This is a genomic window from Nocardioides sp. WG-D5 (assembly GCF_054031175.1).
The window spans coordinates 3412552-3437219 of record NZ_CM132928.1 but is presented as its reverse complement, the minus strand read 5'-3'; the positions used below and the strand labels follow the sequence as shown (position 1 = coordinate 3437219).

Annotated in this window: 24 protein-coding genes; 7 read left to right on the top strand and 17 right to left on the bottom strand. The window is 69.2% G+C overall.

Features of this window, described 5'->3' with window-relative positions:
- Positions 1-5 precede the first annotated feature (5 nt).
- Complete coding sequence (locus ACWZJV_RS16715; RefSeq protein WP_457177247.1) at positions 6-668, bottom strand: histidine phosphatase family protein; 663 nt, start codon at positions 666-668, stop codon at positions 6-8.
- Positions 669-679: 11 nt separating this feature from the next.
- Entirely contained in the window at positions 680-2020 is a 1341-nt protein-coding gene (gene hemL / locus ACWZJV_RS16710) for a glutamate-1-semialdehyde 2,1-aminomutase (RefSeq protein WP_457177245.1), read from the bottom strand.
- Between the two features lie 262 nt (positions 2021-2282).
- On the opposite strand from hemL, the gene ACWZJV_RS16705 reads away from it, so the two are divergent.
- Positions 2283-3566, top strand: coding sequence for a lytic transglycosylase domain-containing protein (locus ACWZJV_RS16705; protein WP_457177243.1), 1284 nt, complete (start codon positions 2283-2285; stop codon positions 3564-3566).
- Positions 3567-3623: 57 nt separating this feature from the next.
- Here the strand turns inward: ACWZJV_RS16705 and ACWZJV_RS16700 are convergent, their stop codons facing one another.
- The 7 genes from ACWZJV_RS16700 to ACWZJV_RS16670 form a co-directional block, all read right to left on the bottom strand.
- On the bottom strand, positions 3624-4343 hold the full coding sequence (locus ACWZJV_RS16700) for a TetR/AcrR family transcriptional regulator (RefSeq protein ID WP_196875797.1): 720 nt from the start codon (positions 4341-4343) through the stop codon (positions 3624-3626).
- A 66-nt stretch (positions 4344-4409) separates the two neighbouring features.
- On the bottom strand, positions 4410-5393 hold the full coding sequence (gene hemB, locus ACWZJV_RS16695; protein ID WP_457177241.1) for a porphobilinogen synthase: 984 nt from the start codon (positions 5391-5393) through the stop codon (positions 4410-4412).
- Positions 5394-5489: 96 nt separating this feature from the next.
- Positions 5490-7175: a bifunctional uroporphyrinogen-III C-methyltransferase/uroporphyrinogen-III synthase gene (locus ACWZJV_RS16690; protein WP_008356340.1), complete on the bottom strand. Its 1686-nt coding sequence runs from the start codon at positions 7173-7175 to the stop codon at positions 5490-5492.
- On the bottom strand, positions 7172-8182 hold the full coding sequence (hemC, locus tag ACWZJV_RS16685; RefSeq protein WP_008356338.1) for a hydroxymethylbilane synthase: 1011 nt from the start codon (positions 8180-8182) through the stop codon (positions 7172-7174). Before hemC ends, ACWZJV_RS16690 begins: the two co-directional genes overlap by 4 nt.
- Entirely contained in the window at positions 8179-9513 is a 1335-nt protein-coding gene (locus tag ACWZJV_RS16680; protein ID WP_008356336.1) for a glutamyl-tRNA reductase, read from the bottom strand. Before ACWZJV_RS16680 ends, hemC begins: the two co-directional genes overlap by 4 nt.
- A complete protein-coding gene (locus ACWZJV_RS16675; RefSeq protein WP_050800533.1) occupies positions 9510-10235 on the bottom strand; it encodes a redox-sensing transcriptional repressor Rex in 726 nt (241 codons plus the stop codon). Before ACWZJV_RS16675 ends, ACWZJV_RS16680 begins: the two co-directional genes overlap by 4 nt.
- A gap of 178 nt (positions 10236-10413) precedes the next feature.
- A complete protein-coding gene (locus ACWZJV_RS16670; RefSeq protein ID WP_457177238.1) occupies positions 10414-10653 on the bottom strand; it encodes a glutaredoxin family protein in 240 nt (79 codons plus the stop codon).
- 57 nt (positions 10654-10710) lie between these two features.
- Here ACWZJV_RS16670 and ACWZJV_RS16665 point away from each other — a divergent pair, with 57 nt between their 5' ends.
- The 3 genes from ACWZJV_RS16665 (at position 10711) to ACWZJV_RS16655 (ending at position 13884) form a co-directional block, all read left to right on the top strand.
- On the top strand, positions 10711-11610 hold the full coding sequence (locus ACWZJV_RS16665; RefSeq protein ID WP_008356330.1) for an HAD family hydrolase: 900 nt from the start codon (positions 10711-10713) through the stop codon (positions 11608-11610).
- A gap of 191 nt (positions 11611-11801) precedes the next feature.
- Positions 11802-12551: a sigma-70 family RNA polymerase sigma factor gene (locus ACWZJV_RS16660; RefSeq protein ID WP_231380442.1), complete on the top strand. Its 750-nt coding sequence runs from the start codon at positions 11802-11804 to the stop codon at positions 12549-12551.
- A 142-nt stretch (positions 12552-12693) separates the two neighbouring features.
- Positions 12694-13884: a DUF5667 domain-containing protein gene (locus tag ACWZJV_RS16655; protein ID WP_457177236.1), complete on the top strand. Its 1191-nt coding sequence runs from the start codon at positions 12694-12696 to the stop codon at positions 13882-13884.
- 104 nt (positions 13885-13988) lie between these two features.
- Here the strand turns inward: ACWZJV_RS16655 and ACWZJV_RS16650 are convergent, their stop codons facing one another.
- From ACWZJV_RS16650 to ACWZJV_RS16630, 5 genes are all read right to left on the bottom strand, one after another.
- A complete protein-coding gene (locus tag ACWZJV_RS16650; RefSeq protein WP_008356325.1) occupies positions 13989-14945 on the bottom strand; it encodes a lysophospholipid acyltransferase family protein in 957 nt (318 codons plus the stop codon).
- A complete protein-coding gene (locus ACWZJV_RS16645; RefSeq protein ID WP_196875800.1) occupies positions 14938-15957 on the bottom strand; it encodes an NAD-dependent epimerase/dehydratase family protein in 1020 nt (339 codons plus the stop codon). Before ACWZJV_RS16645 ends, ACWZJV_RS16650 begins: the two co-directional genes overlap by 8 nt.
- A 14-nt stretch (positions 15958-15971) precedes the next feature.
- Positions 15972-16073, bottom strand: a complete 102-nt coding sequence (locus tag ACWZJV_RS16640) for a 30S ribosomal protein bS22 (RefSeq protein WP_008356322.1) — start codon at positions 16071-16073, stop codon at positions 15972-15974.
- A gap of 185 nt (positions 16074-16258) precedes the next feature.
- On the bottom strand, positions 16259-16462 hold the full coding sequence (locus ACWZJV_RS16635) for a helix-turn-helix domain-containing protein (RefSeq protein ID WP_008356311.1): 204 nt from the start codon (positions 16460-16462) through the stop codon (positions 16259-16261).
- Positions 16463-16671: 209 nt separating this feature from the next.
- Positions 16672-17889, bottom strand: a complete 1218-nt coding sequence (locus tag ACWZJV_RS16630) for an acetoin utilization protein AcuC (RefSeq protein ID WP_196875801.1) — start codon at positions 17887-17889, stop codon at positions 16672-16674.
- 183 nt (positions 17890-18072) lie between these two features.
- On the opposite strand from ACWZJV_RS16630, the gene trpS reads away from it, so the two are divergent.
- The gene (gene trpS, locus ACWZJV_RS16625; protein ID WP_457177233.1) at positions 18073-19026 is read left to right on the top strand and encodes a tryptophan--tRNA ligase; all 954 of its coding nucleotides are present in this window, start codon (positions 18073-18075) and stop codon (positions 19024-19026) included.
- A gap of 98 nt (positions 19027-19124) precedes the next feature.
- Here the strand turns inward: trpS and ACWZJV_RS16620 are convergent, their stop codons facing one another.
- The 3 genes from ACWZJV_RS16620 to ACWZJV_RS16610 all read right to left on the bottom strand — a co-directional run bounded on the left by ACWZJV_RS16620 (position 19125) and on the right by ACWZJV_RS16610 (position 23640).
- The gene (locus tag ACWZJV_RS16620) at positions 19125-20576 is read right to left on the bottom strand and encodes an MFS transporter (RefSeq protein ID WP_457177231.1); all 1452 of its coding nucleotides are present in this window, start codon (positions 20574-20576) and stop codon (positions 19125-19127) included.
- Between the two features lie 228 nt (positions 20577-20804).
- The gene (locus ACWZJV_RS16615; RefSeq protein WP_008356306.1) at positions 20805-22262 is read right to left on the bottom strand and encodes an alkaline phosphatase PhoX; all 1458 of its coding nucleotides are present in this window, start codon (positions 22260-22262) and stop codon (positions 20805-20807) included.
- A 427-nt stretch (positions 22263-22689) separates the two neighbouring features.
- A complete protein-coding gene (locus ACWZJV_RS16610) occupies positions 22690-23640 on the bottom strand; it encodes a 5'-nucleotidase (RefSeq protein WP_008356305.1) in 951 nt (316 codons plus the stop codon).
- A 98-nt stretch (positions 23641-23738) separates the two neighbouring features.
- On the opposite strand from ACWZJV_RS16610, the gene ACWZJV_RS16605 reads away from it, so the two are divergent.
- Together ACWZJV_RS16605 and ACWZJV_RS16600 are read left to right on the top strand one after the other, a co-directional pair.
- Positions 23739-24170, top strand: a complete 432-nt coding sequence (locus ACWZJV_RS16605) for a low affinity iron permease family protein (RefSeq protein WP_457177229.1) — start codon at positions 23739-23741, stop codon at positions 24168-24170.
- Positions 24167-24655: a low affinity iron permease family protein gene (locus ACWZJV_RS16600; protein WP_457177227.1), complete on the top strand. Its 489-nt coding sequence runs from the start codon at positions 24167-24169 to the stop codon at positions 24653-24655. Before ACWZJV_RS16605 ends, ACWZJV_RS16600 begins: the two co-directional genes overlap by 4 nt.
- Positions 24656-24668: the final 13 nt, after the last annotated feature.

Sequence of the window (24668 nt, the reverse complement as noted above, 5' to 3'; positions counted from 1 at the left end):
ACCCGTTAATCTTCCGCGTCGCCGGCCGAGAACGGCGCGTACTTGTCCTTCGCCGGCAGCATGTCACCGGCGGGCTCGCTGTAGGAGAGCGCGACGAACTCGTCGTCCACGAAGTGCAGCGAGGTCAGCGAGCACAGCGCACACTGGCGGCGGCGCGGGTCGTGCAGGAAGCTGCGGCCCTCGATGTGCAACCGGGTGGTCCAGATCGGCAGCTGGTGGGAGACGATGACCGCCTCGTGGCCCCGCGCCAGGTCCCGGGCGTCGTGGATCGCGGCCATCATCCGGGCCACGATCTCCAGGTAGGGCTCGCCCCACGACGGCTTGAACGGATTGAGCAGCTTCGGCCAGACCTTCGGGTCCTTCAGCGGGCCCATGCCGTCCTTGAAGCTCTTGCCGACGAAGAGGTTCTCCGACTCGAGCACCCGCTCGTCGAGCGAGATGTCGAGGCCCAGCGCCTTCGCCAGCGGCCCCGCGGTCTGCCGGGCACGCTCCAGCGGGCTGGAGATCACGTGGGTGATGTCCTGCCCGCCGATCCGGTCGGCGACCCGCTCGGCCATCTGCAGGCCGAGGTCGGAGAGGTTGAACCCGGGCCGGCGCCCGTAGAGGATGCCCTCCGGGTTGTGCACCTCACCATGACGCAGCAGGTGAACCGTGGTCTCGATACTCATCCCTTCACCTTTCACAACAGTCTCTTTGCAGCAGCCTCGGCGGCGTACGGAAGCGCCTCCGTGATCCGGGAGATCGCCCGCTCGTCGTGGGCGGAGGACAGGAACCAGGCCTCGTAGGCGCTCGGCGGCAGGTAGACGCCCTGGTCGAGCATGGCGTGGAAGAAGGCCTTGTACGCCACCTCGTCGGTGGTCTTGGCCTCGTCGAAGTTGCGCACCGGCCTGTCGGTGAAGAAGACCGAGAACATCGTGCCGGTGGACTGGATGACGTGCGGGAGACCGACCTTGGTGAAGCTCTCCTCGATCGCCTCCTTGACGGTCTCCGCGGCCTTCCCGATGTGGTCGTAGACCTCGTCGGTCGCCAGCCGCAGCGTCGTGAGGCCGGCGGTGGTCGCGACCGGGTTCCCGGAGAGCGTGCCGGCCTGGTAGACCGGCCCGTCGGGGCTGAGCGAGCCCATCACGTCGGCGCGGCCACCGAAGGCCGCCGCCGGGAAGCCGCCGCCCATCACCTTGCCGAAGGTGACCAGGTCGGGCGTCCAGCCCTCGTTCTTGCCGTCGAGCCCCCACTGACCCTGCTTGCTGGCCCGGAACCCGGTCATCACCTCGTCGGAGATGAACAGGGCACCGTTGTCCTTGCACGTGGTCGCGAGGAACTCGTTGAAGCCGGGCTCCGGCGGCACGACACCCATGTTGCCCGGCGAGGCCTCGGTGATCAGGCAGGCCACCCGGCCCCGGTACTCCTCGAACGCCGCGGTCACGGCGGCCCGGTCGTTGTAGGGCAGCACGACGGTGAGCTCGGTGCTGCTCTCGGGCACGCCCGGGGTGCCCGGGATGGCGTGGGTGACCAGGCCGGAGCCGGCGCTGGCGAGGAGCGAGTCCACGTGGCCGTGGTAGTTGCCGGCGAACTTGAGGATCACGTCGCGTCCGGTGAACCCTCGTGCCAGCCGGATGGCCGACATCGTCGCCTCGGTGCCGCTGCTGACGAACCGCACCTTCTCGACCGGCGCCCGCTCGACGATCGCCTCGGCCAGCTCGACCTCGGGCGTCGTCGGGGTCCCGTAGGACGTGCCACGCGCGACAGCCGCCAGGACCGCTGCCTGGACCTCCGGGTGGGCGTGGCCCAGCAGCATCGGGCCCCAGGAGCAGATCAGGTCGACGTACTCGTTCCCGTCGACGTCGGTCAGCCACGCCCCCTTCGCCTCGCGGATGAAACGCGGCGTGCCGCCGACCGCGTTGAAGGCGCGCACGGGTGAGTTCACGCCACCCGGCGTCACGGCCTTCGCGCGGGCGAAGAGCGCTTCGGATGCCGCTGCGGACAGGGGTGAGATGTCGTGAGGCACCGGGTCATTCTTCATCAACCCGCTCCGCAATCCCCATTCCCCGCCACATTCCACACGGGCGCTTCCACGGAATCGAGTTACCGATGCGTACGAAAACCGATGTTCGCCGTCATGACCCGCCATAACCTGCGTCTCATCGGCGTCTCGTTTACTGGAACGCAATGTGCCAGTAAAACGTGACGTGCGTAACTTTGACGTGAGACGGTTCGTTGAGAACGTTGCGATTTGGGGAGCAAGACCCGGGACCTTAGGCCCTGGGGATTGAGAGGGAGATTCGATGTCCGCTACGCGCTACAACCGCCTTCAGAAGGCGACCGCGCTCGTCCCGCTCGCGCTGCTGAGCGCGGCCTGGACGGTCAACGTCACCGGTCTGACGCAGTCGAGTGCCACCGCATCAGGGACGAGATACGACGACGCGTTCAGCCTGCCCGACGGCACCTCGGTGCCGTCCGAGGCGATCGAGGCGCCGGCCAGCGTGTCCGCCTCGACCAACCAGGGCGACAAGTCGCTCCCGGGTACGGCCAGCGCCGCCGGCATCCCATCCGCCGCCCTCGCCGCCTACCAGCGCGCCGCCACGGTCATCAACGCCGCGGACGCCGCCTGCCGGATCGACTGGCCGCTGATCGCCGCGATCGGCAGGGTCGAGTCCAACCACGGGCGCGCCAACGACAACCGGCTCACCGCCGAGGGCGTCTCCACCCCGGGCATCTACGGGGTGCCGCTCAACGGCAAGGGCAACGTCTCCCAGATCACCGACACCGACGGTGGGCAGTATGACGGCGACACCAGCTATGACCGCGCGGTCGGGCCGATGCAGTTCATCCCCTCCACCTGGGCGATGGTCGGCGTCGACGCCGACGGTGACGGCAAGCGCAACCCCCAGGACATCAACGACGCCGCGCTCGCCAGCGCCGTCTACCTCTGCTCCGGCAACGACGACCTCTCCACCGACCAGGGCGCCCGGGCCGCGGTCTTCCGCTACAACCACAGCCAGTCGTACGTCACGACGGTGCTCGGTATCGCCGAGGCCTACCGCTCCGGTGAGTTCACCTCGATCCCGAACAGCACGGTCCCGGTCGACTACGCCATCCCGCGGATGGACGCTCCCAAGTCCTCGAAGCAGAAGGGCCGCGAGCTCCGGGCAGGCGGTCAGCAGGCCGGCCCGCGCGGCGGCTCCTCGCAGTCCCCGTCCGGCCCGTCCAGCGAGGCTCCGTCCGGCGGCGAGACTCCCGGTGGGAGCACCGGCGGCGGTGGCACCGGAGGCGGCACCGGCGGCGACGGCGGCGAGACCGTCACCCAGCCGGGCGAGCAGATCGCCGGCTCCACGCAGGCAGCGATCGCTACGACGAGCCAGCTGATCACCGTGTGCACCGAGGCTCTTCTCGGGAAGTACGGCAAAGCGCCGCAGGACGCGGTCACCGCATGCGTCGGTCAGCTCAGCGGCAAGACGCTTCCGGAGGCGCAGGCGGCGGTCGGCGGAGTCTTGAGTGGTCTGACCGGCCTGATCTGCGGCCTTCTCGACCCGCTCGGACTGGGCCTGCTCGGTTGCCCCAAGAAGTGACCGTTTGACGCGAAGGGCCCCGCCATCCGGCGGGGCCCTTCGCGTTCTCGACGGTGCTCAGGCGGCGGGTTCGTCGTCCTCGTACTCGGTCACGAAGTCGCGGCCGGCCTCGCGGACGGCGGGCAGGGAGGACGCGTCGGCGAGGAGCGAGCTGAGGTGGTAGTCGGCGACCGACTCGGCCAGGGCGTCCGAACCCCCAGGGGCCCTCTCGTCCTCACGGCGGCCGTGCCAGAGCCGGTGCTGGGCGCCTTCGTTGAGCGAGAGCAGCATCAGCGCGGTGGCGGCCGGGTCGGTCTGGCGCAGCTCACCGCTGTCGACACCCAGCTCGAGGAGCTGGGCGGCCGCGGCGCGCAGCTTGTCGCCGTCCTCCTCGAAGCCCGCGAAGACCTGCGGCTGGGCCAGCGCGGCCACCTCGAGCTCGTAGAAGTCGAGCGGCGCGGTGCACAGCTGGCGTACGTCGGTGTAGAGGAAGGCGTAGAGCCGCGGGGCGACCGGGCCGTCCTCCTCGAGAAGCTTCTCCGCGAGCGTCAGCGACTCGCGGTTCTTCTCCATCAAGGCGGAGAGGATTTCCTCCTTGGACTTGTAGTAGTAGTACATCGAGGACTGGCGCAGCCCGACGCACTCGGCGATCTGACTGATCGTGGTCGCGGCGACCCCTTGAGCGGTGAAGAGCCTGGATGCCTCTTTGAGGATCTCCTCGCGCGGATTCGCCGAATCACGTCCACTGTTGCGCGGCCGACCGGTGCGCTTGGGGCTGCCCAACTCTCGATTGGTCACGGTCTCGAGTCTACTCTCCGGATATGTTCCACGTCACAGAGCTGGGAGGGCTGTCAGGCGAGAACGTCAGCCTCGCAGCCAGCCAGCTGCTTCCGTGGCCCAGTAGGTCAGAATGACGTCCGCGCCCGCCCTCTTGAAGGCGGTGAGTGTCTCCAGGATCGCCGGTTCGCGGTCGATCCAGCCGTTCGCGGCCGCGGCTTCCAACATCGCGAACTCCCCTGAGATGTTGTAGGCAGCCACCGGAACATCGACAGACTCACGCACTCGCTGGAGAACGTCGAGATACGGGAGCCCGGGCTTGACCATCACGATATCGGCGCCTTCGGCCACGTCAAGGAGCGCCTCGCGGACACCCTCCAGTGCATTGGCCGGATCCTGCTGATAGGTGCGCCGATCGCCCTTGAGCGAGGAGTCGACGGCCTCGCGGAAGGGTCCGTAGAAGGCGGAGGCGTACTTCGCGGAGTAGGCGAGGATCGAGACGTCGGTGTGGCCGGCGCCGTCGAGGGCGTCGCGGGTGACCGCGACCTGGCCGTCCATCATCCCGGACGGGCCGACCATGTGGACGCCGGCCTCGGCGTGGGCGACCGCCATCTGGGCGTAGATCTCGAGGGTGGCGTCGTTGTCGACGGAGCCGTCCTCGGCCAGCACACCGCAGTGACCGTGGTCGGTGAACTCGTCCAGGCACAGGTCGCTCATCACGGTGAGCGTGTCGCCGACCTCGGAGACGACGTCGGCGATGGCCACGTTGAGGATGCCGTCGGGGTCCAGCGCACCGGAGCCGACCGCGTCCTTCGTCTCGGGGACACCGAAGAGCATGATCCCGCCGATACCGGCCGCCGCCGCCTCGGCCGCCGCCTTGCGCAGCGACTCACGGGTGTGCTGGACCACGCCCGGCATGGTCGAGACCGGGACGGGCTCGCTGATCCCCTCGCGCACGAACGCGGGCAGGACCAGGTTGGCGGGACGTACGGCCGTCTCCGCGACCATCCGGCGCATGATCGGCGTGCGGCGCAGCCGGCGGGGACGGATCACGGGCTTCTCGATGCTCATCTGCACTCCATCGCAAAAGGGTACGTTCCACGGTAGTGCAACAGCCGCGTGCTCCCACACTCGGGAGCACGCGGCTGTCGCGTCAGAACGGTCGGTTCAGGAGGTGCGCGAACGACGGCGCGAGGCCGGGCGTCGGTCGGACGGCTTGGTGACCGGCAGACCCTGCTCGACCAGCGACGCACGACGTGCGGCTCCGAAGGCGGCGAGCGCCTCGGTGAGCGCCTCGATCGACGGCTCCGGCGACATCACGTCGACCCGCAGGCCGTGCTCCTCGGCGGTCTTGGCGGTGGCCGGACCGATCGCCGCGATCACCGTGGAGGTGTGCGGCTTGCCCGCGATGCCGACCAGGTTGCGGACCGTGGACGAGGAGGTGAAGACCACCGCGTCGAACTTGCCCGTCTTGATCGCGTCGCGGGTCGGCGCGGGCGGCGGAGCAGCCCGGACCGTGCGGTAGGCGGTCACGTCGTCGCACTCCCAGCCGAGGTCGACCAGGCCGGCGATGAGGTTCTCCGTGGCGATGTCGGCACGCGGGAGGAAGACCCGGTTGATCGGGTCGAGGTCCTCGTCGTACTCCGGCCACACCTCGAGCAGGCCGGCGGCCGACTGGTTGTCGGTGTGCGGCACCAGGTCGGGACGCAGGCCCCAGGCCTCCAGCGCCTGCGCGGTCTTCTCGCCGACGGCGGCGATCTTCAGACCGGAGAAGGCACGGCAGTCCAGGCCGTACTCGTCGAACTTCTCGCGCACGGCGCGCACCGCGTTGATCGAGGTGAAGGCGATCCAGTTGTAGCGACCCTCGACCAGGCCGCGTACGGCCTTGTCCATCTGCTGCGGGTTGCGCGGCGGCTCGACGGAGATCGTCGGGACCTCCTCGGGCACGGCGCCGAAGCCCTTCAGCTTCAGCGACAGCGCCGGCGCCTGCTCCTTGGTGCGCGGCACCAGGACGCGCCAGCCGAAGAGCGGCTTCGTCTCGAACCACGAGAGCGTCTCACGCAAGTTGACCACCTTGCCGATCACCACGATCGCCGGCGGCGCCATCCGTGCGGCACGAGCGTCGACGGCGATGTTCTCCAGCGTCGACTCTACCGTCGCCTGCTCGGTCGTGGTGCCGACGCGGGTGATCGCGACCGGGGTCTTGGCGGAACGGCCCGCGGCGACGAGCTCCTTGGCGATGTCGCCGATCATGCCGACACCGGAGAGGAGGACGAGCGTGCGGTTGTCCGCGTACTGGCTCCAGTCGATCTTCTCGTTGCAGGTCACGACCGCGACCTCTTGGTGGTCCTTGGTCGTCAGCGGGATGCCGGCGTAGGCCGGGACGGCCGACACCGACGAGACGCCGGGGACGATCTCGAAGCCGATGCCCGCCTTGGCGCAGGACTGCGCCTCCTCGGGGCCGGAGGCGTAGAGGAAGGGGTCGCCGGTCATGAGGCGCACGACGCGCTTGCCCAGCTTCGCCTGCTTGACGACGGCCTTGGCACGGGCGGCGTTGGCGAGCGGCTGGCCGTCCACGCCGAACCCGCCGTCGATGAACTCGGGTCCGACCGGTTCCGGGGTCTCTTCACCCTCGGCCGGCTCGACCGGCTCGGGGATGCCGAGTACGCCGCGCACCATCGAAGCGTGCTCGGGGGCCTCGGTCACGACAACATCGGCCTGCTTCAACAGGTCGATCGCCCGTACCGTCAGCAGCTCAGGGTCACCGGGACCGCTGCCGACGAAGGACACCCAGCCCAGTGGGGTGGTCGAGCTGTGCTCGGCCGTCTGCTCGGTGGTCTTTGCTCGGGTCATGCGTTGTGCACCTTGTCCTGCTCGGGAGCGGTCTGGGGGGAACCGCCCGTGTCCATGACAGCCTGGCCTGGGTCCGCGGGATCGTCGGTCAGGTCTGCTGCACCCTCGGCGAGCATCTCCTCGGCGAGCCGGCGGCCGACGCCTGCGGCGTCGTCGAGCGGCCCCGATGCGGAGAGTCGAACCGAGAGCGAGCCGTCGAGTGAGAGCGCCACTGCCCGCACCCACAGCTCTGGTCCTTCCTCACCCTCCACCACGTCGGCGAGGGTCCCGATGGGCGCGGCGCAGCCACCTTCGAGGGTGGCGAGCACTGCGCGTTCTGCCTCGACTGCCGCTCGGGTGGGCGCGTCGTCGAGGGAGGTCAGAATCTTGCGTACGTCGGCATCGGCGTCGCCCTCGCGACACTCGACCGCCAGGGCCCCCTGACCAGGAGCGGGCAGCACCTGGATCGGGTCGAGGACCTCGGTGACCTCGTCGAGCCGGTCGATGCGGGCCAGGCCGGCGCGCGCGAGGACGACGGCGTCGAACTCGCCGGAGCGGACCTTGCCGATGCGGGTGTCCACGTTGCCGCGGATGCCGGCGAGCTCCAGGCCGAGGCCGAGGGCCTTGATCTGGGCGACCCGCCGCGGCGAGCCGGTGCCGACCCGCGAGCCCGGCGGGAGCTCACCGAGGGTCAGGCCGTCGCGGGCGACGATCACGTCGCGCGGGTCCTCGCGCGGCAGGATCGCGACCAGCTCGATGCCTTCCTCCGGGTAGGTCGGCAGGTCCTTGAGCGAGTGGACCGCGAGGTCGATCTCCTTGGCGTGGAGCGCGTCGCGCAGCGCGCTGACGAAGACACCCGTCGAGTTCGCGCTGGTCAGCGGCGTGTTCGACGCCTGGGTGCGATCGCCGTCGGAGACGATCTCGACCAGCTCGACGATGTGGCCCTGGGCGCGGAGCATCTCCGCGACCAGGGTCGACTGCGTGACGGCGAGCTGGGAGCGGCGGGTTCCGAGACGGAGGGTCCTCATGAGAGATCACCAAGATTCCGGTGGTCGAGCTTGTCGAGTCCACCTGACGAAGGCACGTCGGCCCGGGTGACGGCCGAGACCGCGTTCTGGTCGAGCGCGAAGAGCTCGGCGAGAGCCGCGGCGTAGGACACCGCGCCGGTCTCGTTCGCGAGCTCCTTGACCCGGACGGTCGGCTCGTGGAGAAGCTTGTCGGCCACGCGGCGTACGGTCCGGAGGACCTCCGCCCTGGTGGCCTCGTCGAGGTCGGGGAGCTTGTTGTCGAGGCGCTCCATCTCGGCGTCGACGACGCCGGTGGCCATGCTCCGCAGCGCGACGACGGTCGGCGTGACGGCCGACTGCCGACGGGCGCTCAGGAAGGCCGCGACCTCCTGGGTGACGATGTCGCGGACCGCGAGCACCTCCTTGCCGGCGGGCGAGGCGTGCAGCTCGTCGGCGAGGGCGGCCAGGTCGATCAGGGTCACACCCGGGAGCGACGCCGCCTCCGGGTCGATGTCGTGGGGCAGGGCCAGGTCGATCAGCGCGACCGGGTGGCCGCTGCGGTCGCCGACCATGTCGGCCGGGACGAGCAGCCCGCTGGCGCCCGCGCAGGTGATCACGATGTCGGCGGCCGCGACCTCCTCGGCCAGCTTGTCGAGGGAGGCGGCGCGCGCGGCGTACTCCTTCGCGAGGCGCTCGGCGTTGGCCGTGGTTCGGTTGACCACGACGACGTCGGCGGCCTCCATCCGGGACACAGTCGCGGTGGCCAGTCCGGCCATCGCACCGGCGCCGACGACGGCGACCCGCTTGCCGCGTACGTCACCCACGGCTCGGGCCGCACGGACCAGCGACGCGGTCACCAGCGAGGGCGCGGCCCGGTCGATGTCGGTCTCCGCGCGCGAGCGCTTGCCGACCCGGAGCGCCTGCTGGAACAGGCTGTTGAGCGCCGGTCCGACCGTGCCCATCTCCTGGCCGAGCTGCAGGGCGGCGCGGGCCTGACCGAGGATCTGCCCCTCGCCCACGGCCATCGAGTCGAGCCCGGCGGCCACCTTGAACAGGTGGGAGACGGCGCCGTCGTCGTAGTGGACGTAGAGGTGCGGCAGCATCGTCTCGAGCGTCTGGCCGGCGCCCTCGATGATGCGGCGGGAGAGCTCCTCGACGGAGCCGTGGAAGCGATCCACCTCGGTGTAGATCTCGAGGCGGTTGCAGGTCGCGATGACCGCTGCCTCGCTGACGTGCTCACAACCAGCCACGTCGGTGAGGAGCTTCTGCAGACCGTCCGCGTCCACCGACGCCGCCTCGAGCAGCGAGACCGGCGCAGAGTTGTGGGAGATTCCGACCACCAGAACACTCATGCGGTAATCCCTTCCTCGGAACCATTGTCCACCGTCTCGTCTGCCTCTGCAGCCTTGCGCGACTCGTGATACGCGAGGATCTGCAGCTCGATCGAGAGATCGACCTTGCGTACGTCGACACCCGGCGGCACGTTGAGCACCGCGGGCGCGAAGTTGAGGATGCTGCTGATGCCGGCCGCGACCATCGCGTCGGCGACGTCCTGGGCGGCGGTCGCCGGCACCGAGATGACCCCGATGGAGACCTGCTCGGCCGCGACGATCTCGGCCAGGTCGGCGAACGGCCGGACCTCGAGGCCGGCGACCGTGCGGCCCTGCATCTGCTCGGCGGCGTCCAGGAGCGCGACCGTGCGGAAGCCGCGGCTGCTGAAACCGGAGAAGTTGGCCAGCGCCTGACCGAGGTTTCCGATACCGACGATGATGACCGGCCAGTCGTGGGTGACGCCGATCTCACGGGCGATCTGGTAGCTCAGGTAGTCGACGTCGTAGCCGACCCCACGGGTGCCGTAGGAGCCCAGGTAGGAGAGGTCCTTGCGCAGCTTGGCCGAGTTGACCCCGGCGGCCGTGGCGAGCTCCTCGGAGGAGCAGGAGGCGATGTTGCGCTCGGCGAGCGAGGTCAGTGCCCGGAGGTAGACCGGGAGCCGGGCGACTGTCGCCTCGGGGATGTCCCGGTGGGGGTCCTGGGCACCGCTGCCCTCGCCCGTATTCGTACTCCGTGCCGTCACGCTCTGCTCTTTCAATGCCGGCGCCACAGACGGGGGCTTTTTAGCCCGGGATCGCCCTGCGGCTCAGCCACCATACGGACTTTGTGACCGCGAGAACAAACTCGCAGAGCGTCGGCTAGCACACGTGTTTGCGGAGTTGTCAGAGGGGGGTTGTTCAGGGTATTGGGCCGATCGACAGTTATTCTGGGGAGCGCGCCAGCGCTGCCCTCAGCCGCTCCTCGGAGACACGCCAGAAGTCGTGCTGCTTCCCGTCGACGTACGTCACCGGGACCTCGTTCGTGAAGCGCTCGCGCAGCTCGGGGTCGGCGTCGATGTCGACCTCGGTGTAGTCGGCGCCGACCACCTTCTCGACGACCAGCCTCGCCTCGTCGCACAGATGGCAGCCCTGACGGGAGTAGAAGGTCACACGCGGTTCCATCCGACCATCTTGGCACCTGGGTCCCGCATCGGCTCCCGGACCACTACTGTTGGCGAAATGAGCAGCGCCAGCGACCGCCGCCGCGCCGAGCTGCGGCGAAAAGACCTCAAACGCCGCTCGGCTCTCGCCGGCGAGGCATCGGCCGCGGCCGCGGAGATAGAAGCCTGGCTCTACCCCGCAGGCGGAGACCCGACGGCGGCCGCCTTCTTCGACGTGGACAACACGATCATGCAGGGCGCGACGATCTTCCATCTCGCGCGCGGCCTGCATCGGCGCAAGTTCTTCCGTACGCGGGACATCGCCTCGGCCGCGTACAAGCAGGCCTACTTCCGGGTGGCCGGGGTCGAGGACCCGGCTCACATGGAGTCGGCGCGCTCGTCGGCGCTCTCGTTCATCCGCGGCCACCGCGCCGAGGAGGTCGAGAGCCTGATGGAGGAGATCTTCGACGAGGGCATGGCCCACCGGATCTGGCCCGGCACGCGGGCGCTCGCGCAGACCCACATCGACCAGGGACAGCGGGTGTGGCTGGTGACCGCAGCGCCCGTCGAGGCCGCCCGGGTCATCGCCAAGCGGCTCGGGCTCACCGGCGCCCTCGGCACGGTGGCGGCCACCGAGGACGGTGTCTACACCGGCGAGCTGGTCGGCGAGATGCTGCACGGGCCGGCCAAGGCGGAGGCGGTCAAGGCGATCGCCGCGCGCGAGAATCTCGACCTGTCTCGCTGTGCGGCCTACTCCGACTCCTACAACGATCTGCCGATGCTCTCGCTGGTCGGACACCCGTGCGCCATCAACCCGGACGCGCGCCTGCGCGCCCACGCGCGCGAGAAGGGCTGGCCGATCCGGGACTACCGCACCGGGCGCAAGGCCGCCCGTGCCGGCGTGGTGACCGCGGCGCTGGGCGGTGCCGCCACCGGGGCGATCGCGGTGGCGATCGCACTGCGCGGACGACGGGAGTGATCCGGCCGGTGGCGACCGGTATGCACGGGCGGGTATTCACCCCCGTGTCGGGAAATTGCCACCACACGCCGACACGACTTCGGCTCGGGACCTGACATCGGGATGCCCTAACCCGTAAGGTTGCTCTCGCTCAGGGGGAGTCTTCGGGAGGGACCCACATGTCGCGCCGCGCCAATGACGTCCATCGTCGCTTGGATGCGCTGCGTGCTGCGGTCGCACTCCTGATGAACGAGGGCTACGAACCCGCCTACGCGGGTGTGGCAGGTGCCACCGGCCCGTTCGCCGAGCCCGAGCGTCGCGGCTCGGGCGGCACCCACGAGACGAAGCCGCGCTCCGACAACGAGCCCGACGACGACACCGAGCTCGCCGCCTCCTCGGAGGAGACCGAGGCCGACCGCACCCGGCTGATCGCGCTGGTCGAGCTCGCCCGCAAGGGCGACAAGGAGGCGTTCGGCCTCCTCTACGACCACTACCACGGCGCGGTCTACCGGTTCCTCTTCTACCGGACCCGCTCCACCCAGGTCGCCGAGGACCTCACCTCGGAGACCTTCTTCCGGGCGCTGCGCTCGATGACCGGCTTCCGCTGGCAGGGCAAGGACTTCGGCGCCTGGCTGATGACCATCGCCCGCAACCTGGCCACCGATCACTTCAAGGCGGGACGTACGCGCCTGGAGATGACGACCGAGGACATGGGTCTGCACGACTCCGCGGCCGACGGTCCCGAGAAGATCGTGATGGCCGGGATCACCAACGAGATGCTGCTCGGCGCACTCTCCAAGCTTCCCGACGAGCAGCGCGACTGCATCATCATGCGTTTCCTCCAAGGGCTGTCCATTGCCGAGACAGCGGCTATCCTCGGACGCAGCGACGGAGCCGTGAAACAGCTCCAGCTGCGCGGGATCCGCAATCTCGCGAAGCAGATGCCTGACGGGATCCGCTGATGACTGTGTTCCGCACCACCTTGAATGCTCGACCGGTTGCCGTAACCCGCGGCCGGGGCGACTCGTTGTCCGACATGGCTGGCCCTTGTGCACAGCTGTTTCGACGAATCCCTCACTGCCGATACCGAGTAGGAACCATCCGATGAGCCCGGCGTTTCCGGCGCGAAAGCGCGCCGACGAGTTCGACCGAATGGTCGCGGCGTACTCCGCGACCGATCGGCGATCCTCGCATTCTGCCGACGAGCTTCGCGATCTGGCAGCCCTCGCTTCGTCGCTCTCCGCTCTCAGCGACTCCGCCGTGCCCCGCCGCGACTTCTCCGTCTCGCTCCGTGAGCGCCTCATGGAGGCTGCCGACACCGAGCTCGTGCCGGCGCCGCGCATGGAGAAGACCGTCGAGCGCAAGCTCACCGTCGGATCCGTACGCAGGCCGCGCCGGCAGCGCAAGCTGGCCGTCGCCCTCGCCGCGATGGCGATCGTCGGTGGCACCGCAGGCGCCGCCGCGGCGTCGCAGACCGCTCTTCCGGGCGACTCGCTCTACCCGGTCAAGCGTGCCGTCGAGAACGTCTCCGCCGGTTTCACGGTCAGCACCCAGGCCCGCGGCATCCGGATCCTCGAAGACGCCGGCACCCGCCTGCGCGAGGCCAAGTCGCTGGTCGCCGAGGCGCCGCTGACCGACTCCGAGCGCGTCACCACGACCCTCGAGACCTTCTCGCGACAGGCCGCCCACGGCTCCGACCTGCTGATCAGCGACTTCGAGAAGTCCCAGGACAACGACTCGCTCGCCCAGCTGCGTACGTTCGCGGCCGATGGCGTCGAGGAGCTGGCCGAGCTGAGCCCGCAGGTCCCCGAGGGCGCCGAGCCGGCGGTCTCCGACGCCGCCCAGACGCTCGTGCTGATCGACCAGGCCGCCGCCCAGCTCTGCCCCACCTGCGAGGGTGGCATCACCGAGCTTCCCGCGACGCTGGTCTCCAGCCTCACCTCCGAGATCGACGGGCTGCTTCCGGCCGACACCGTCGTCGAGGCCGAGGCGCTGCCGCCGCTCAGCCCGGACGACAACGCCCTCGACCTGCCCTCCATCGATCCCGACAAGATCGGTCCCGGCTCGGTGACCGACCCGAAGGACGAGAAGGACGACGACCAGGAGCAGCCCTCCGAGGCTCCCGAGGACGACGGCAGCATCCTGCCCACGCCGACGCCCTCCGACGGCGGTCCGTCCGAGGAGCCCGACACCGACACCGGCACCGTGACGGACCCCGTCACCGGCCTGGTCACCGGCGTCACCGGCCTGGTCGGCGACGTGCTCGCCGGCGCCACCGGCCTGCTCACCCCGTAATCACCGAGGCGTCACGGGCGCTGGTCGAGCTGGCAGACGTCTGCCGTCTCGACCGGCGCCGCTGACCTCTCGGCCGGCGGAGGTGACGCCTCGGCCGGGGTGGATCAGCCGAAGACGGAGGCGCGCTCGCCCAGCAGACGGTAGAGCGTCTGCTGGATCGTCTCGCGCACCTGGTCGGTGACGTTGAAGACCAGCATCGGGTCGTCGGCCTCCGAGGCGTCGTACGCATCGGTGCGGATCGGCTCGCCGAACTCGATGAGCCACTTCGACGGGAGCGGGATGAGGCCCAGCGGCCCGAGAAGCGGGAAGAACGGCGTGATCGGCAGGTAGGGCACGCCGAGGACCTTGGCGAGGGCCGGGATGTTGCCGACGAGCGGGTAGATCTCCTCGGCTCCGACGACGGAGAGCGGGACGATCGGGACACCGGTGCGCAGCGCCGAGGACACGAAGCCGCCACGGCCGAAGCGCTGCAGCTTGTAGCGCTCGCTGTAGGGCTTGCCGATGCCCTTGAAGCCCTCGGGCCAGACGCCGACGAGCTCGCCGTTGCGGAGCATCCGCTCGGCGTCCTCGCTGCAGGCCAGGGTGGCGCCCGCCTTGCGGGCGATGTTGCCGACGATCGGCATCCGGAAGACCAGGTCGGCGCCGAGCGGCCGCAGGTTGCGTCCGAGCTCGTCGTGGATGGAGACCATGGTCATCAGGCCGTCCATCGGGATCGTGCCGGAGTGGTTGGAGACGATCAGGGCGCCGCCGTCGGCCGGGATGTTCTCGATGCCGCGTACCTCGACCCGGAACCACTTCTCCTTGATCGGCCGCAGCACGGCCAGGAGGAAGCGCTGGGTGAGCTCGCGGTCGAAGCCGTATTCGTCGACCGAGTATTCGCCCGAGATCCGGCGCCGCAGGAACACGATGAACCGAGCCAGCTGCTCCTCCCACTCGGCCCCGAAGACCTCCTTGGCGGCGCTCTCCAGAGCCGCGGCCCAGTCGGCCGCCGGGATCGCCCGCAACGGGTGTCGCTCGCGTGTGGTGGCGCCGATGAAACCCTGGGCGGCGGACTCAGTCACCGGGCGCTCCTGTCAGTCGGCTCTCCAAGGCGGCCAGCGCGCGGTCGGCACGGTTGGCGGACGGCATCACGCTGTCCGCAAAGTCTACGACCGTCTCCTCGGTGGTGTATCGGGGTTCGAAGCCCAGCAGGGAGCGCATCCGCGAGGTGTCGACGCCGCGGCCGTAGGTCAGCAGCGCGCGCAGCTCGGCGGGATACTCGCCACCGCCGAACCTCGCCAGGCCGAACAGGGGCTCGGGGATCGGCACGGTCATCCGCTGCAGTCGCCGGGCGACCTGGGAATGGGTCAGCACGCCGTCGCCGGCGACGTTGAAGGTCCCGGGCACCCCGGTGCGTACGGCATGCTCGAGGACGCCGTAGAGGTCCTGCTCGTGAAGGAACTGCAGGCGCGGGTCGAAGCCGAGCACGTTGGGCACGACCGTGCGCCGGAAGTGGGACGCGATCGGGCTGATCACCCGCGGTCCGAGGACATTGGCGCAGCGCAGCACCGTGACGGCCACGTCGGGACGGCGCCGGGCGAAGCCGCGTACGTAGGACTCGATGTCGGCCACGTCGCGGGCATAGCCGGAGGACGGGGTGCGCCGCGGCTCCATCGACTCGGTGAACATCGCCGGGTCGCGGCTGCTCGCCCCGTAGACCTGGGTCGTCGACTTCACCACGACCTGGCGCAGGGACGGCGCGGTCTGGCACGCCGCGAGGAGCTGCATCGTCCCGATGACGTTGAGCTCCTTCATCGTCGAACGACCCCCGGTGGTGCCGGGGGTCGCGATGACGCTGAGGTGGACGACGGTGTCGACCTCCTCCTTGGCGATCACCTTGGCGATCACCGGGTTGCGGATGTCGGCTCGGACGAATCCGACCTTGCCGATGTCCCCGCGTGGCGGGGCGACATCGACGCCGATCACCCGCTCGACGTTCGGGTGGCGGGCGGCAGCGCGCGCGAAACGGCGCCCGAGGTCACGCGAGACCCCGGTGACCAGGAGAACCCGACCGGGTCCGGTGCGTTCCGCCACCTACGCCACGTACGTCACTTGCCGAGCTTGCGGCGCTGGACGCGAGTCTTCTTGAGCAGCTTGCGGTGCTTCTTCTTCGCCATGCGCTTGCGACGCTTCTTGATGACAGAACCCACGGGGAACCCTTCACGATCGTTGCAGAGAATGCCGGCCCGGTGCCGACGCGGCCACTCACCGCAGCGCGCGGCAAACAGACCTAGGGGGTAAGACTAACGAAGGCAGGGCACCCAGAGAGAATCGGTGACCCGGCGAGACGGGTGTTGCCCCCGCGCCCATCGTGCTCGGGCGCGGGGTCCGACAACTAGCCCGCGTTGTAGAACGAGCTCTTGAGGTATTCGTTCGCGTCGTCCTCCCGAACTCGGAAGGAACGACCGACACGTACCGCAGGCAGCTCGCCCGAGTGAACCAACCGGTAGACCGTCATCTTGGAGACGCGCATCATCGACGCAACCTCGGCCACGGTCAGGAACTTGCTGTCAGAGATGTCTCCAGAAGGAGTAACCATCTGCTTCCACCGTTCTCTCTCGAGTGATCGCGACGCCAGCGGCTTCCCCACCGCTGGTCCAAAACGCGATCCCAAAGTGAGAATAGGGCCTGATGTGACTGATGGGGAAGGGGACACCCTTGACAATCTCACATACCACCGGCGTGTCGAGTTGCTTTTGGGCGCGACGATCTGCGGTTTCTAGACCAGCTCGAAACTAGGTGCCCGGGCTACGGCATCGGGTCCAGTCCGTGCAGCGGGAACACCGCTGTGCGAGTCGCGTGGACCTGCCGGTCCAGCCACGTGCCGGGGTCATACCCGCTTCCCCAGTCGCGGTAGGCCGGTTCACGCCCGTCCGTCATACGCAACGGTGCGACCCTCCCGAGGCGCGTCTGCACGTGCTCGCGCCAGCCACCTGGCACGTCGAGCGTCGGCTCCAAGGGATTACCCGAGACTAGCGCAAGAAGGTGGGTCCACGCGCGTGGCACCACGTCGACCACGGCATATCCGCCGCCGCCGAACGCCACCCACTTGCCCGCACACACCTCGTGGGCGAGCTCGTGCAGCGCGACGTACGCAGCCCGCTGGCCGTCCACGCTGAGGGCGAGGTCGGCGAGAGGGTCGTCGGTATGGGAGTCGCAGCCCTGCTGGGTCACCAGGATCTCCGGCTGGAACTCCCGGATCAGGTCGGGCACGACGGCGTGGAAGGCGCGCAGCCAGCCGTGGTCGGCCGTTCCCGGGGGCAGCGCGACGTTGACGGCGCTCCCCTCGGCCTCGGGACCACCGACCTCCTCGGCGAAGCCGGTGCCGGGGAAGAGCAGCTGCCCGGTCTCGTGGAGCGAGATCGTCAGGACCCGCGGGTCGTTCCAGAAGGCCCGCTCGACCCCGTCCCCGTGGTGCACGTCCACGTCGACGTAGGCGACCTTCTTGACGCCCTGGTCGAGGAGCCACTGGATGCCGGCGGCGACGTCGTTGTAGATGCAGAACCCGGCCGCGCGTCCACGCATCGCGTGGTGGAGGCCGCCCATGATGTTGGCGCTGTGGAGGCTCTCGCCGGAGTAGACCTGGCGGCAGGCCTCGATGCTCGCGCCGACGATGTGGGCGCTGGCGTCGTGGATGTGCGGGAAGACCGGGTCGTCCTCCGTGCCCAGGCCGTGGGCGAGATCCGACTCACCGCTCCTGCCGGCCCGGATGACCGCCTCGATGTAGCTCTCGTCGTGGATCGTGAGCAGCTGCTCCGGGGTGCCCATCGGCGCCTCGACGACCTTCAGGTGGTCGAGCACTCCGAGCTCGCCGGCCAGGCGCATCGTCAGGTCCACCCGGATCGGCGCCATGGGGTGCGTCGGGCCGAAGTCGTAGTCGGCCAGGCTCTCGTCGTAGACGACCGTCGAGTGCCCCTGGCAGGTGTTGGGCCCTGCGGTCGGCGCAGCGGTCGGCGGAGTCGTCATGGGCCACACGGTATCCGTGACGTGTGCGACACTGGAGACGTGTTCAGCATTCGTTCCACCCAGTGGTGGTCCGCCTCCTAGGCGGTCCACCCGATTGTTGAGCACTCACATCAGGCCGCCCACGGGCGGCCTTTCTCGTTCGATCGTCGCTGACCCGTGGGCCTCACACCCGAAAGGTCCATCATGACCAAGCGACTCTCCCTCATCACTCCCTCCGGCCGGCTGACCCTCGGCAACCTGCTCGGAGCGCTGCGGCCCATGGCCGCCTCCGCCGACTCCTCGGCCTTCTACGGGCTCTCCGACCTGCACGCACTCACGCTGCCGCACGAACCGTCGGTGCTGCGTACGCGGACGGAGGAGATGGCCCTCCTCCTGATGGCGTCCGGGCTCGAACCGGCCACGTTGTTCATCCAGTCGCACGTCCCCGCGCACCGGTCGCTCAGCTATCTGCTGGAGTGCGTCGCGCACACCGGCGAGCTGGGCCGGATGATCCAGTTCAAGGAGAAGTCACGCCGCGTCGGGGCATCGGTGCGCGCCTCGCTGTTCACCTATCCGGTGCTGATGGCCGCCGACATCCTGCTCTACGGCGCGTCCGAGGTGCCGGTGGGCGACGACCAGCGTCAGCACGTCGAGCTCGCCCGCGACATCGCGGTGCGGTTCAACACGACGTACGGCCGGGTCTTCGCGGTCCCGCAGGCGGTGCATCCTGCGGCCGGGGCCCGGATCATGGATCTGGCCGACCCGACGCGCAAGATGTCGAAGTCGGCCGGCGACGAGCACCCGGGCTCGATCTTCCTGCTGGACGATCCCGATGCCGTACGCCGCAAGGTGGCTCGTGCGGTCACCGACTCCGCCGGGGACGTCTCCCGGGATCCGTCACGGCCGGGGGTGACCAACCTGATCGACATCCTCGAGGCGTGCGGCGGTTCCGCGGCCGGCCTGTCGGGCTACGGCGCTCTGAAGTCGGCGGTCACCGACGCCGTCGTCGCCGAGCTCGAGCCGATCCAGAAGCGCTACCGCGAGCTCGCCGCGGACCGGGCGTACGTCACGCAGGTGTACGCCGCCGGGGCCGAGCGGTGCCGCGAGGTGACCGCTCCGGTCCTGGCCGCCGCGGAGGCGGCGATCGGGCTGGCCTGAGCGGGGCCGGCCCGGGTAACACGCTGTTCGTAGGACAACTCGCCCTATCTGAACGGGCGAGAAGTCCTACGAACGACGTGTTACAGCGGCCGGGCCGGTCAGATCCGCACGTCCGCCAGCTCACCGACCCGCGCACGCTGCGGGCGCAGGTAGACCATGAAGGTGACCAGGGCGCAGATGGCGTAGAAGATGGTGAAGGCGACGAACGCCGACTTGGTGGCGTCGAGGGGGTTGGTGACCCACGGGCTGTTGAAGGCGATCGGGATGAGGAAGCCGCCGACCGCGCCGACGGCGCCGATGATGCCGACCGCGGCGGAGGACTTCTTGGTCGCGCCGACGAGAGCGGCGTCGCGCTCGGCGGTGCCCGGCGTGGTGGCCATCTCGGCCTCACGACGGAAGATCGCCGGGATCATCTTGTAGGTCGACCCGTTGCCGATGCCGGTCGAGGCGAAGACCAGCATGAAGAAGCCCAGGAAGACCGGGAACCACGACTGGTTCGCCTGCGCGATCGCGGGCGAGGCCTCCGGGTTGGGGGTGAGCTGCATCAGGGTCCACAGCACCGCGAGGGTGAAGACGACCAACCCGATGAATGCGCCGAGCGTCACCTTCGCGCCGCCCCAGCGGTCGGCCAGCCAGCCACCCAGCGGCCGGGTCGCGGAGCCGATCAGGGCGCCGAGGAAGGCGAAGTAGGCGAAGTAGATACCGGTGCCCAGGGGCGCGGGCTCGGGCACCCAGAAGTTGAGCTTGATCAGCAGCGGCATCGCGGCCGAGTAGCCGATGAAGGAGCCGAAGGTGCCGATGTAGAGGAAGGACATGATCCAGGTCTGCTTCGACTTCACGACCGAGAGCTGCTCACGCGTGGACGACTTCGCGGAGCTGAGATTGTCCATGAAGAAGAAGGCGGCGAGGATCGCGATGACGGCCAGCGCCGCGTAGACGAAGGCGGCCCGCTCGAGGTGGATGCCGCCGTCGGAGGCCTTGATCAGCCCGAAGATGCCGGCACCGCCGACGATCACCGGCAGCAGGAACTGGATGAGCGCGACGCCGAGGTTGCCGCCGGCGGCGTTGAGACCGAGCGCGGCGCCCTTCTTGTCGGACGGGTAGAAGAAGTTGATGTTCGCCATCGAGGAGGCGAAGTTGCCGCCGCCGAGACCGGCCGTGGCGGCGATGAGGCAGAAGGCCCAGTAGGGCGTGGACGGCTGGGTCACGGCGTACGCGAAGCCGAGGGTCGGCACGAGCAGCAGCGCGGCCGACATCATCGTCCAGTTGCGGCCGCCGAACTTCGGCACCGCGAGGGTGTAGGGCACCCGCAGCAGCGATCCCACCAGGTTCGGGATCGCGATCAGGAAGAACAGCTGGCTCGGGGTGAAGTCGAAGCCCTGGGCGACCAGGAAGGCGGACGACACCGACCAGATCAGCCAGACCGAGAAGCCGAGGTGCTCGGCGAAGATCGACCAGATCAGGTTGCGGCGGGCGGTCTTCGCCCCGGTCTCCTCCCAGAAGGTGGCGTCCTCCGGACGCCAGTCGTCTATCCAGTAGCGGCGGCTCATGGTGGCTCCTCAGATACGGCAGTCGGCGAGATACCACCCACGATCGCCAGCCAACGTTTCAGCAGCCGCCAACCCTCGCGTGCGAGCCCGTCAACTTCCGCTCACGACCTCACAGAACTCACAACCTCACGTCGGCCGGGCCTCCACGGGGTCGGCCCGGAGAAAGTACGCGGCGGGCGGCCCGAGCCGCCCGCCGCGTACGTCGTGGTCTCCTGGGTCGCGGAAGCCTCAGCCGAGGTAGCGCTCCCACGGGCCGGTGATGGCCAGGGTGTAGCCGGGGTCCTGCATGTTGACGAAGAGGACCTTGCCGTCGGGCGAGAAGCACGGGCCGCAGAACTCGGAGTCGTTGAGGTCGTTGCGGGCGATGGCGTACGCCGGGCCGCCCGGGAACGCACCGAGCACGTGCGAGGCGCCGCTGCCGTCCTCGGCGAGCACCAGCGACCCCCACGGGGTGACAGTGACGTTGTCGGGACCGTCGAAGGTGAGATCGCCGTACTTCGGCGCCGGAGCATCGTCCTCGGACTGCGTCTGGTGCGGGAAGTACGTCACCAGCTGGATGGTCTCGGCCTCGTAGTCGTAGAACCAGACCATGCCGTCGTGCGGCGAGGCGTCGGCGGGGAGATCGGTGTCCTCCCAGGCGTAGGAGTTGACCACGTAGACGCCCTCGTCGGTGCCCCACACGCCCTCGAACTTGCGCCCGCGGGTGACCTCGCCGTCGGCGAACTGCTCCCGGCACGGCGTCTCCTGGGCGTCGCGCTCGGGGACGGTCTTCCACCTCACCGGGAAGGGCTGGCCCATCTGCGCGGAGGTCAGGTAGGCCACGTCGGGCAGCACCGAGCCGTCGGGCAGGATGATCTGCATCGCGGCGAGCGTGCCGGCGTCGTCGGCCAGCTCGGTGAGCACGCCCGGACCGAGCCTGACCCCGGCCGGAGCGGTCCAGCGGTAGAAGAGCCCGTTGGGCTCGTCGGCGTCCTCGGACAGGAAGACCTTGGTGCGGGTCCGGTCGATCGCGAGGGCCTCGTGGTCGTAGCGACCGAACGCCTTGATCGGACGCGGGTCGGCCGAGCCGTCGGCCCAGACCTCGAAGACGTAGCCGTGGTCCTTCTCGTAGACACCCGTGCTGCCGTCCTCGCCCTCCCACTCCTCGTCGGCGTCGTTGACGGTCTCCTCGCAGGTCAGCCAGGTCCCCCACGGCGTCGGGCCGCCGGCGCAGTTGGTCGAGGTGCCGGAGATGGCGACGAACTCACCGAGGTTGGCGCCGCCCGCGTCGGTGGTGATCACGGTGCAGCCGCCCGAGGGGGCGCCGGCGTCGTAGACCGTCCCGGGCACCAGCGGGACCGGGATACCCTCACCGGGCTCGATCTCGTGGTTCTGGATCAGCGTGTAGCGCCCGCGCCGGCCGCCGAGCACCATCATCCCGTCGTGGTTGGACGGCGTCTTCTCCCCCGACTTCAGGGTCGTCTCGCCGGCGGAGGTGACGATGGCGTACGAGAACCCCTCGGCCAGCGCGAGGATGCCCTGGGGGTCGTCCACGAGCGGCGGGAACGGCTCACGAGCGCGCTTGCGTCCTGGGGTGCCGGGCCGAGCGGGCTTCGCCTCGGCAAGGGCGGGAACGGCACCGGCGACGGCCAGGCCGACCCCGGCCACGGCTCCTCCGGTGAGCAGGGAGCGTCGAGTAGCGGACATGGGTTGGAACTCCTCGGAGCTTCGTAGGGGAACCCGTGACAGGTCTCGACCCTCTACCCAAGCCACTCCGCAACACCTGCGCGACCGCCCGAGGTGAACCTCAGGCGACGGCACCGTGAAACGTACGCCGGCGGCGCCTCAGGCCGCTCCGAACAGGCCCGACAGACCGACGTTGCGGACGCCGCCAGGACGACCGCTCTCCCACGCGTACCCACACCTGCAGCACATCAGCCGCCGGCGGCCCCCCGCCGAACGCGCGAGAACCCGGATCTCCTCGTCTTCGGTGCACTTGGCACACATAGCCGAAGTCATCGAGTGAACACCTCGCACTTCTACGTGAACAGAATCTGTACAACTCACCCCAGGGTGACACAGCCACGCGCCTGTCCCCCAGTTGAGAACTTCCTGTGGTCGAACTGTGAAGGTGCTATTGACCAGGAGGAACGTCGTCGGAGTTGGCCACGCCGTAGGGGATGTGGACCCCGGCGATCGAGCCGACCGCCTCGTCCAGGTGGGTCGTCTGGTCGTCGAAGAAGATCAGCGGGCGCAGGACCTCCAGCACGCGCCTCTTCTCCACCCCGCCGAGGAAGAAGGCCTCGTTGACGTAGACGTCCCAGGACTGCAGCGACCGGATCGCGCGCTCGTGAGCCGGGGCCCCGCGGGCGGTGACCAGCGCGATCCGCAGCCGCGGCTCGTAGCCCGGATCCTCCAGGCGGCGCTGCTCCTCGATCTGCTGGATCCGGTTGAGGTCGCGCAGCAGCGGCTGCAGCGGCCCGGGCTGGAGCGGCTCGGTCTTCCGGCTCGCCTCGTAGGCCCGATAGCTCTCGATGCCCTCCTCGCGGAAGATCCGCTCCGAGCCGTCGTCGGCGAGCACCCCGTCGAAGTCGAAGGCGACGACGACGGAGCGGTCGTTCTCGTCGTACGTCGCCGCCGACGGCAGCACGTGACCGGCCGGGAACCCCTCGCGGTTGGCCGCGATGACGTCGTCGCGGTTGCCGCTGAGGAACAGCGACATCCCGAGCGCGCCGATGTAGGGGTGGGGCGAGCGGCCCTGGGTGAAGACGGCACGGGTCATCGGCAGGCCGTGGTGCTCGATCGAGCGCATCACCCGCAGCCCGGTGCTGGGGTCGTTGCGCGAGACCACGATCACCTCGACGAGACCGTCCTCGGCGTCCTCGGCCAGGTCGTTGAGACTCAGCAGCCGCTTGATGAACGGGAACGCGACTCCGGGGCGGAGCTGGTCGTCGATGCGCTCGTCCTGATAGCGGCGGTAGGCCTCCTCGCCGTGCTCGCGGAAGTAGGCGTCCGACTCGGTCAGGTCGAAGAGCGCGCTCGACGCGATCCCGACGACCAACCGCCCGCTCAGCTCGTATCCCACGCTCCGCAACCTACCGCTCGCCTCCGACACCGGGCCGGGGCGTTTGGGTATGAGAAGCGGTGAATCGGGTACCGGGAACGTCGGTGAAGGAGGTAGTGATGCCGACGAGCGAGCGTGAGCACCACTCCGAGCGTCAAGGCGGCGAGATGCCGTCCGAGGTCGGAGACCATCTCGGGGTGTTCGACCGGTTCGCCACCCATGCGAGCAACTTCGTGTCGCGGGCGTGGTTCTTCATGATGTGCGTGCTGCTGGTGGTGATCTGGGCACCGTCCGTCTTCGTGCTGCCCGATGTGGACACCTGGCAGCTGATCATCAACACGGCCACGACGATCATCACGTTCCTGCTGGTGGCGCTCCTGCAGAACACCCAGAAACGAGCCGACGACGCCGTCCAGCAGAAGCTCAACGCCATCGCCGGAGGTCTCTCCGACATGATGGAGAGGCTGGGCCGTGACCACCCCGAGCTGCGTGAGGACCGCGACGAGCTGCGCCAGGCAGTGGGCCTGGAGGAGCGGGAAAGCGCGGAATGACGCGCCTTGCCCCGGAGTCACGTCAGTACGTACGTGAACGCTTCTCGGCCGCGGCCCACGTGCTCTCCGGCGTGGCCGGTTCGGCGTGGGCCAGCGGGATCAGCATGATCGTCGTCGCAGGACTGCTGATCGCCGGTCTGGTCACCGGGTTCGCCACGTGGTGGCACAGCCTCGTGTACGCGACCGCCTCCATGGTCAGCCTCCTGGTGCTCTTCAGCATCCAGCACACGACCAACCGGCAGACGAAGGCCATCCTGCTCAAGCTCGACCAGCTGGTCGAGGGCGTCGAAGGCGCGGACAACGACGTCATCGCCATCGAGGACCGAGACCTGGAGGACCAGGAGGACTCCGTCACCGGCATCACCGGTGAGTCCTCGCGGATAAATGGTGCGCATCCGACGTCTGGCCCGCCTAGCGTGGTCGGCATGCAGCAGCGACCGCTTCCGTTCCACCGCCACCCGTTCGGGGAGCGGCCGCTGACCTGAGCCTGCACTCAGG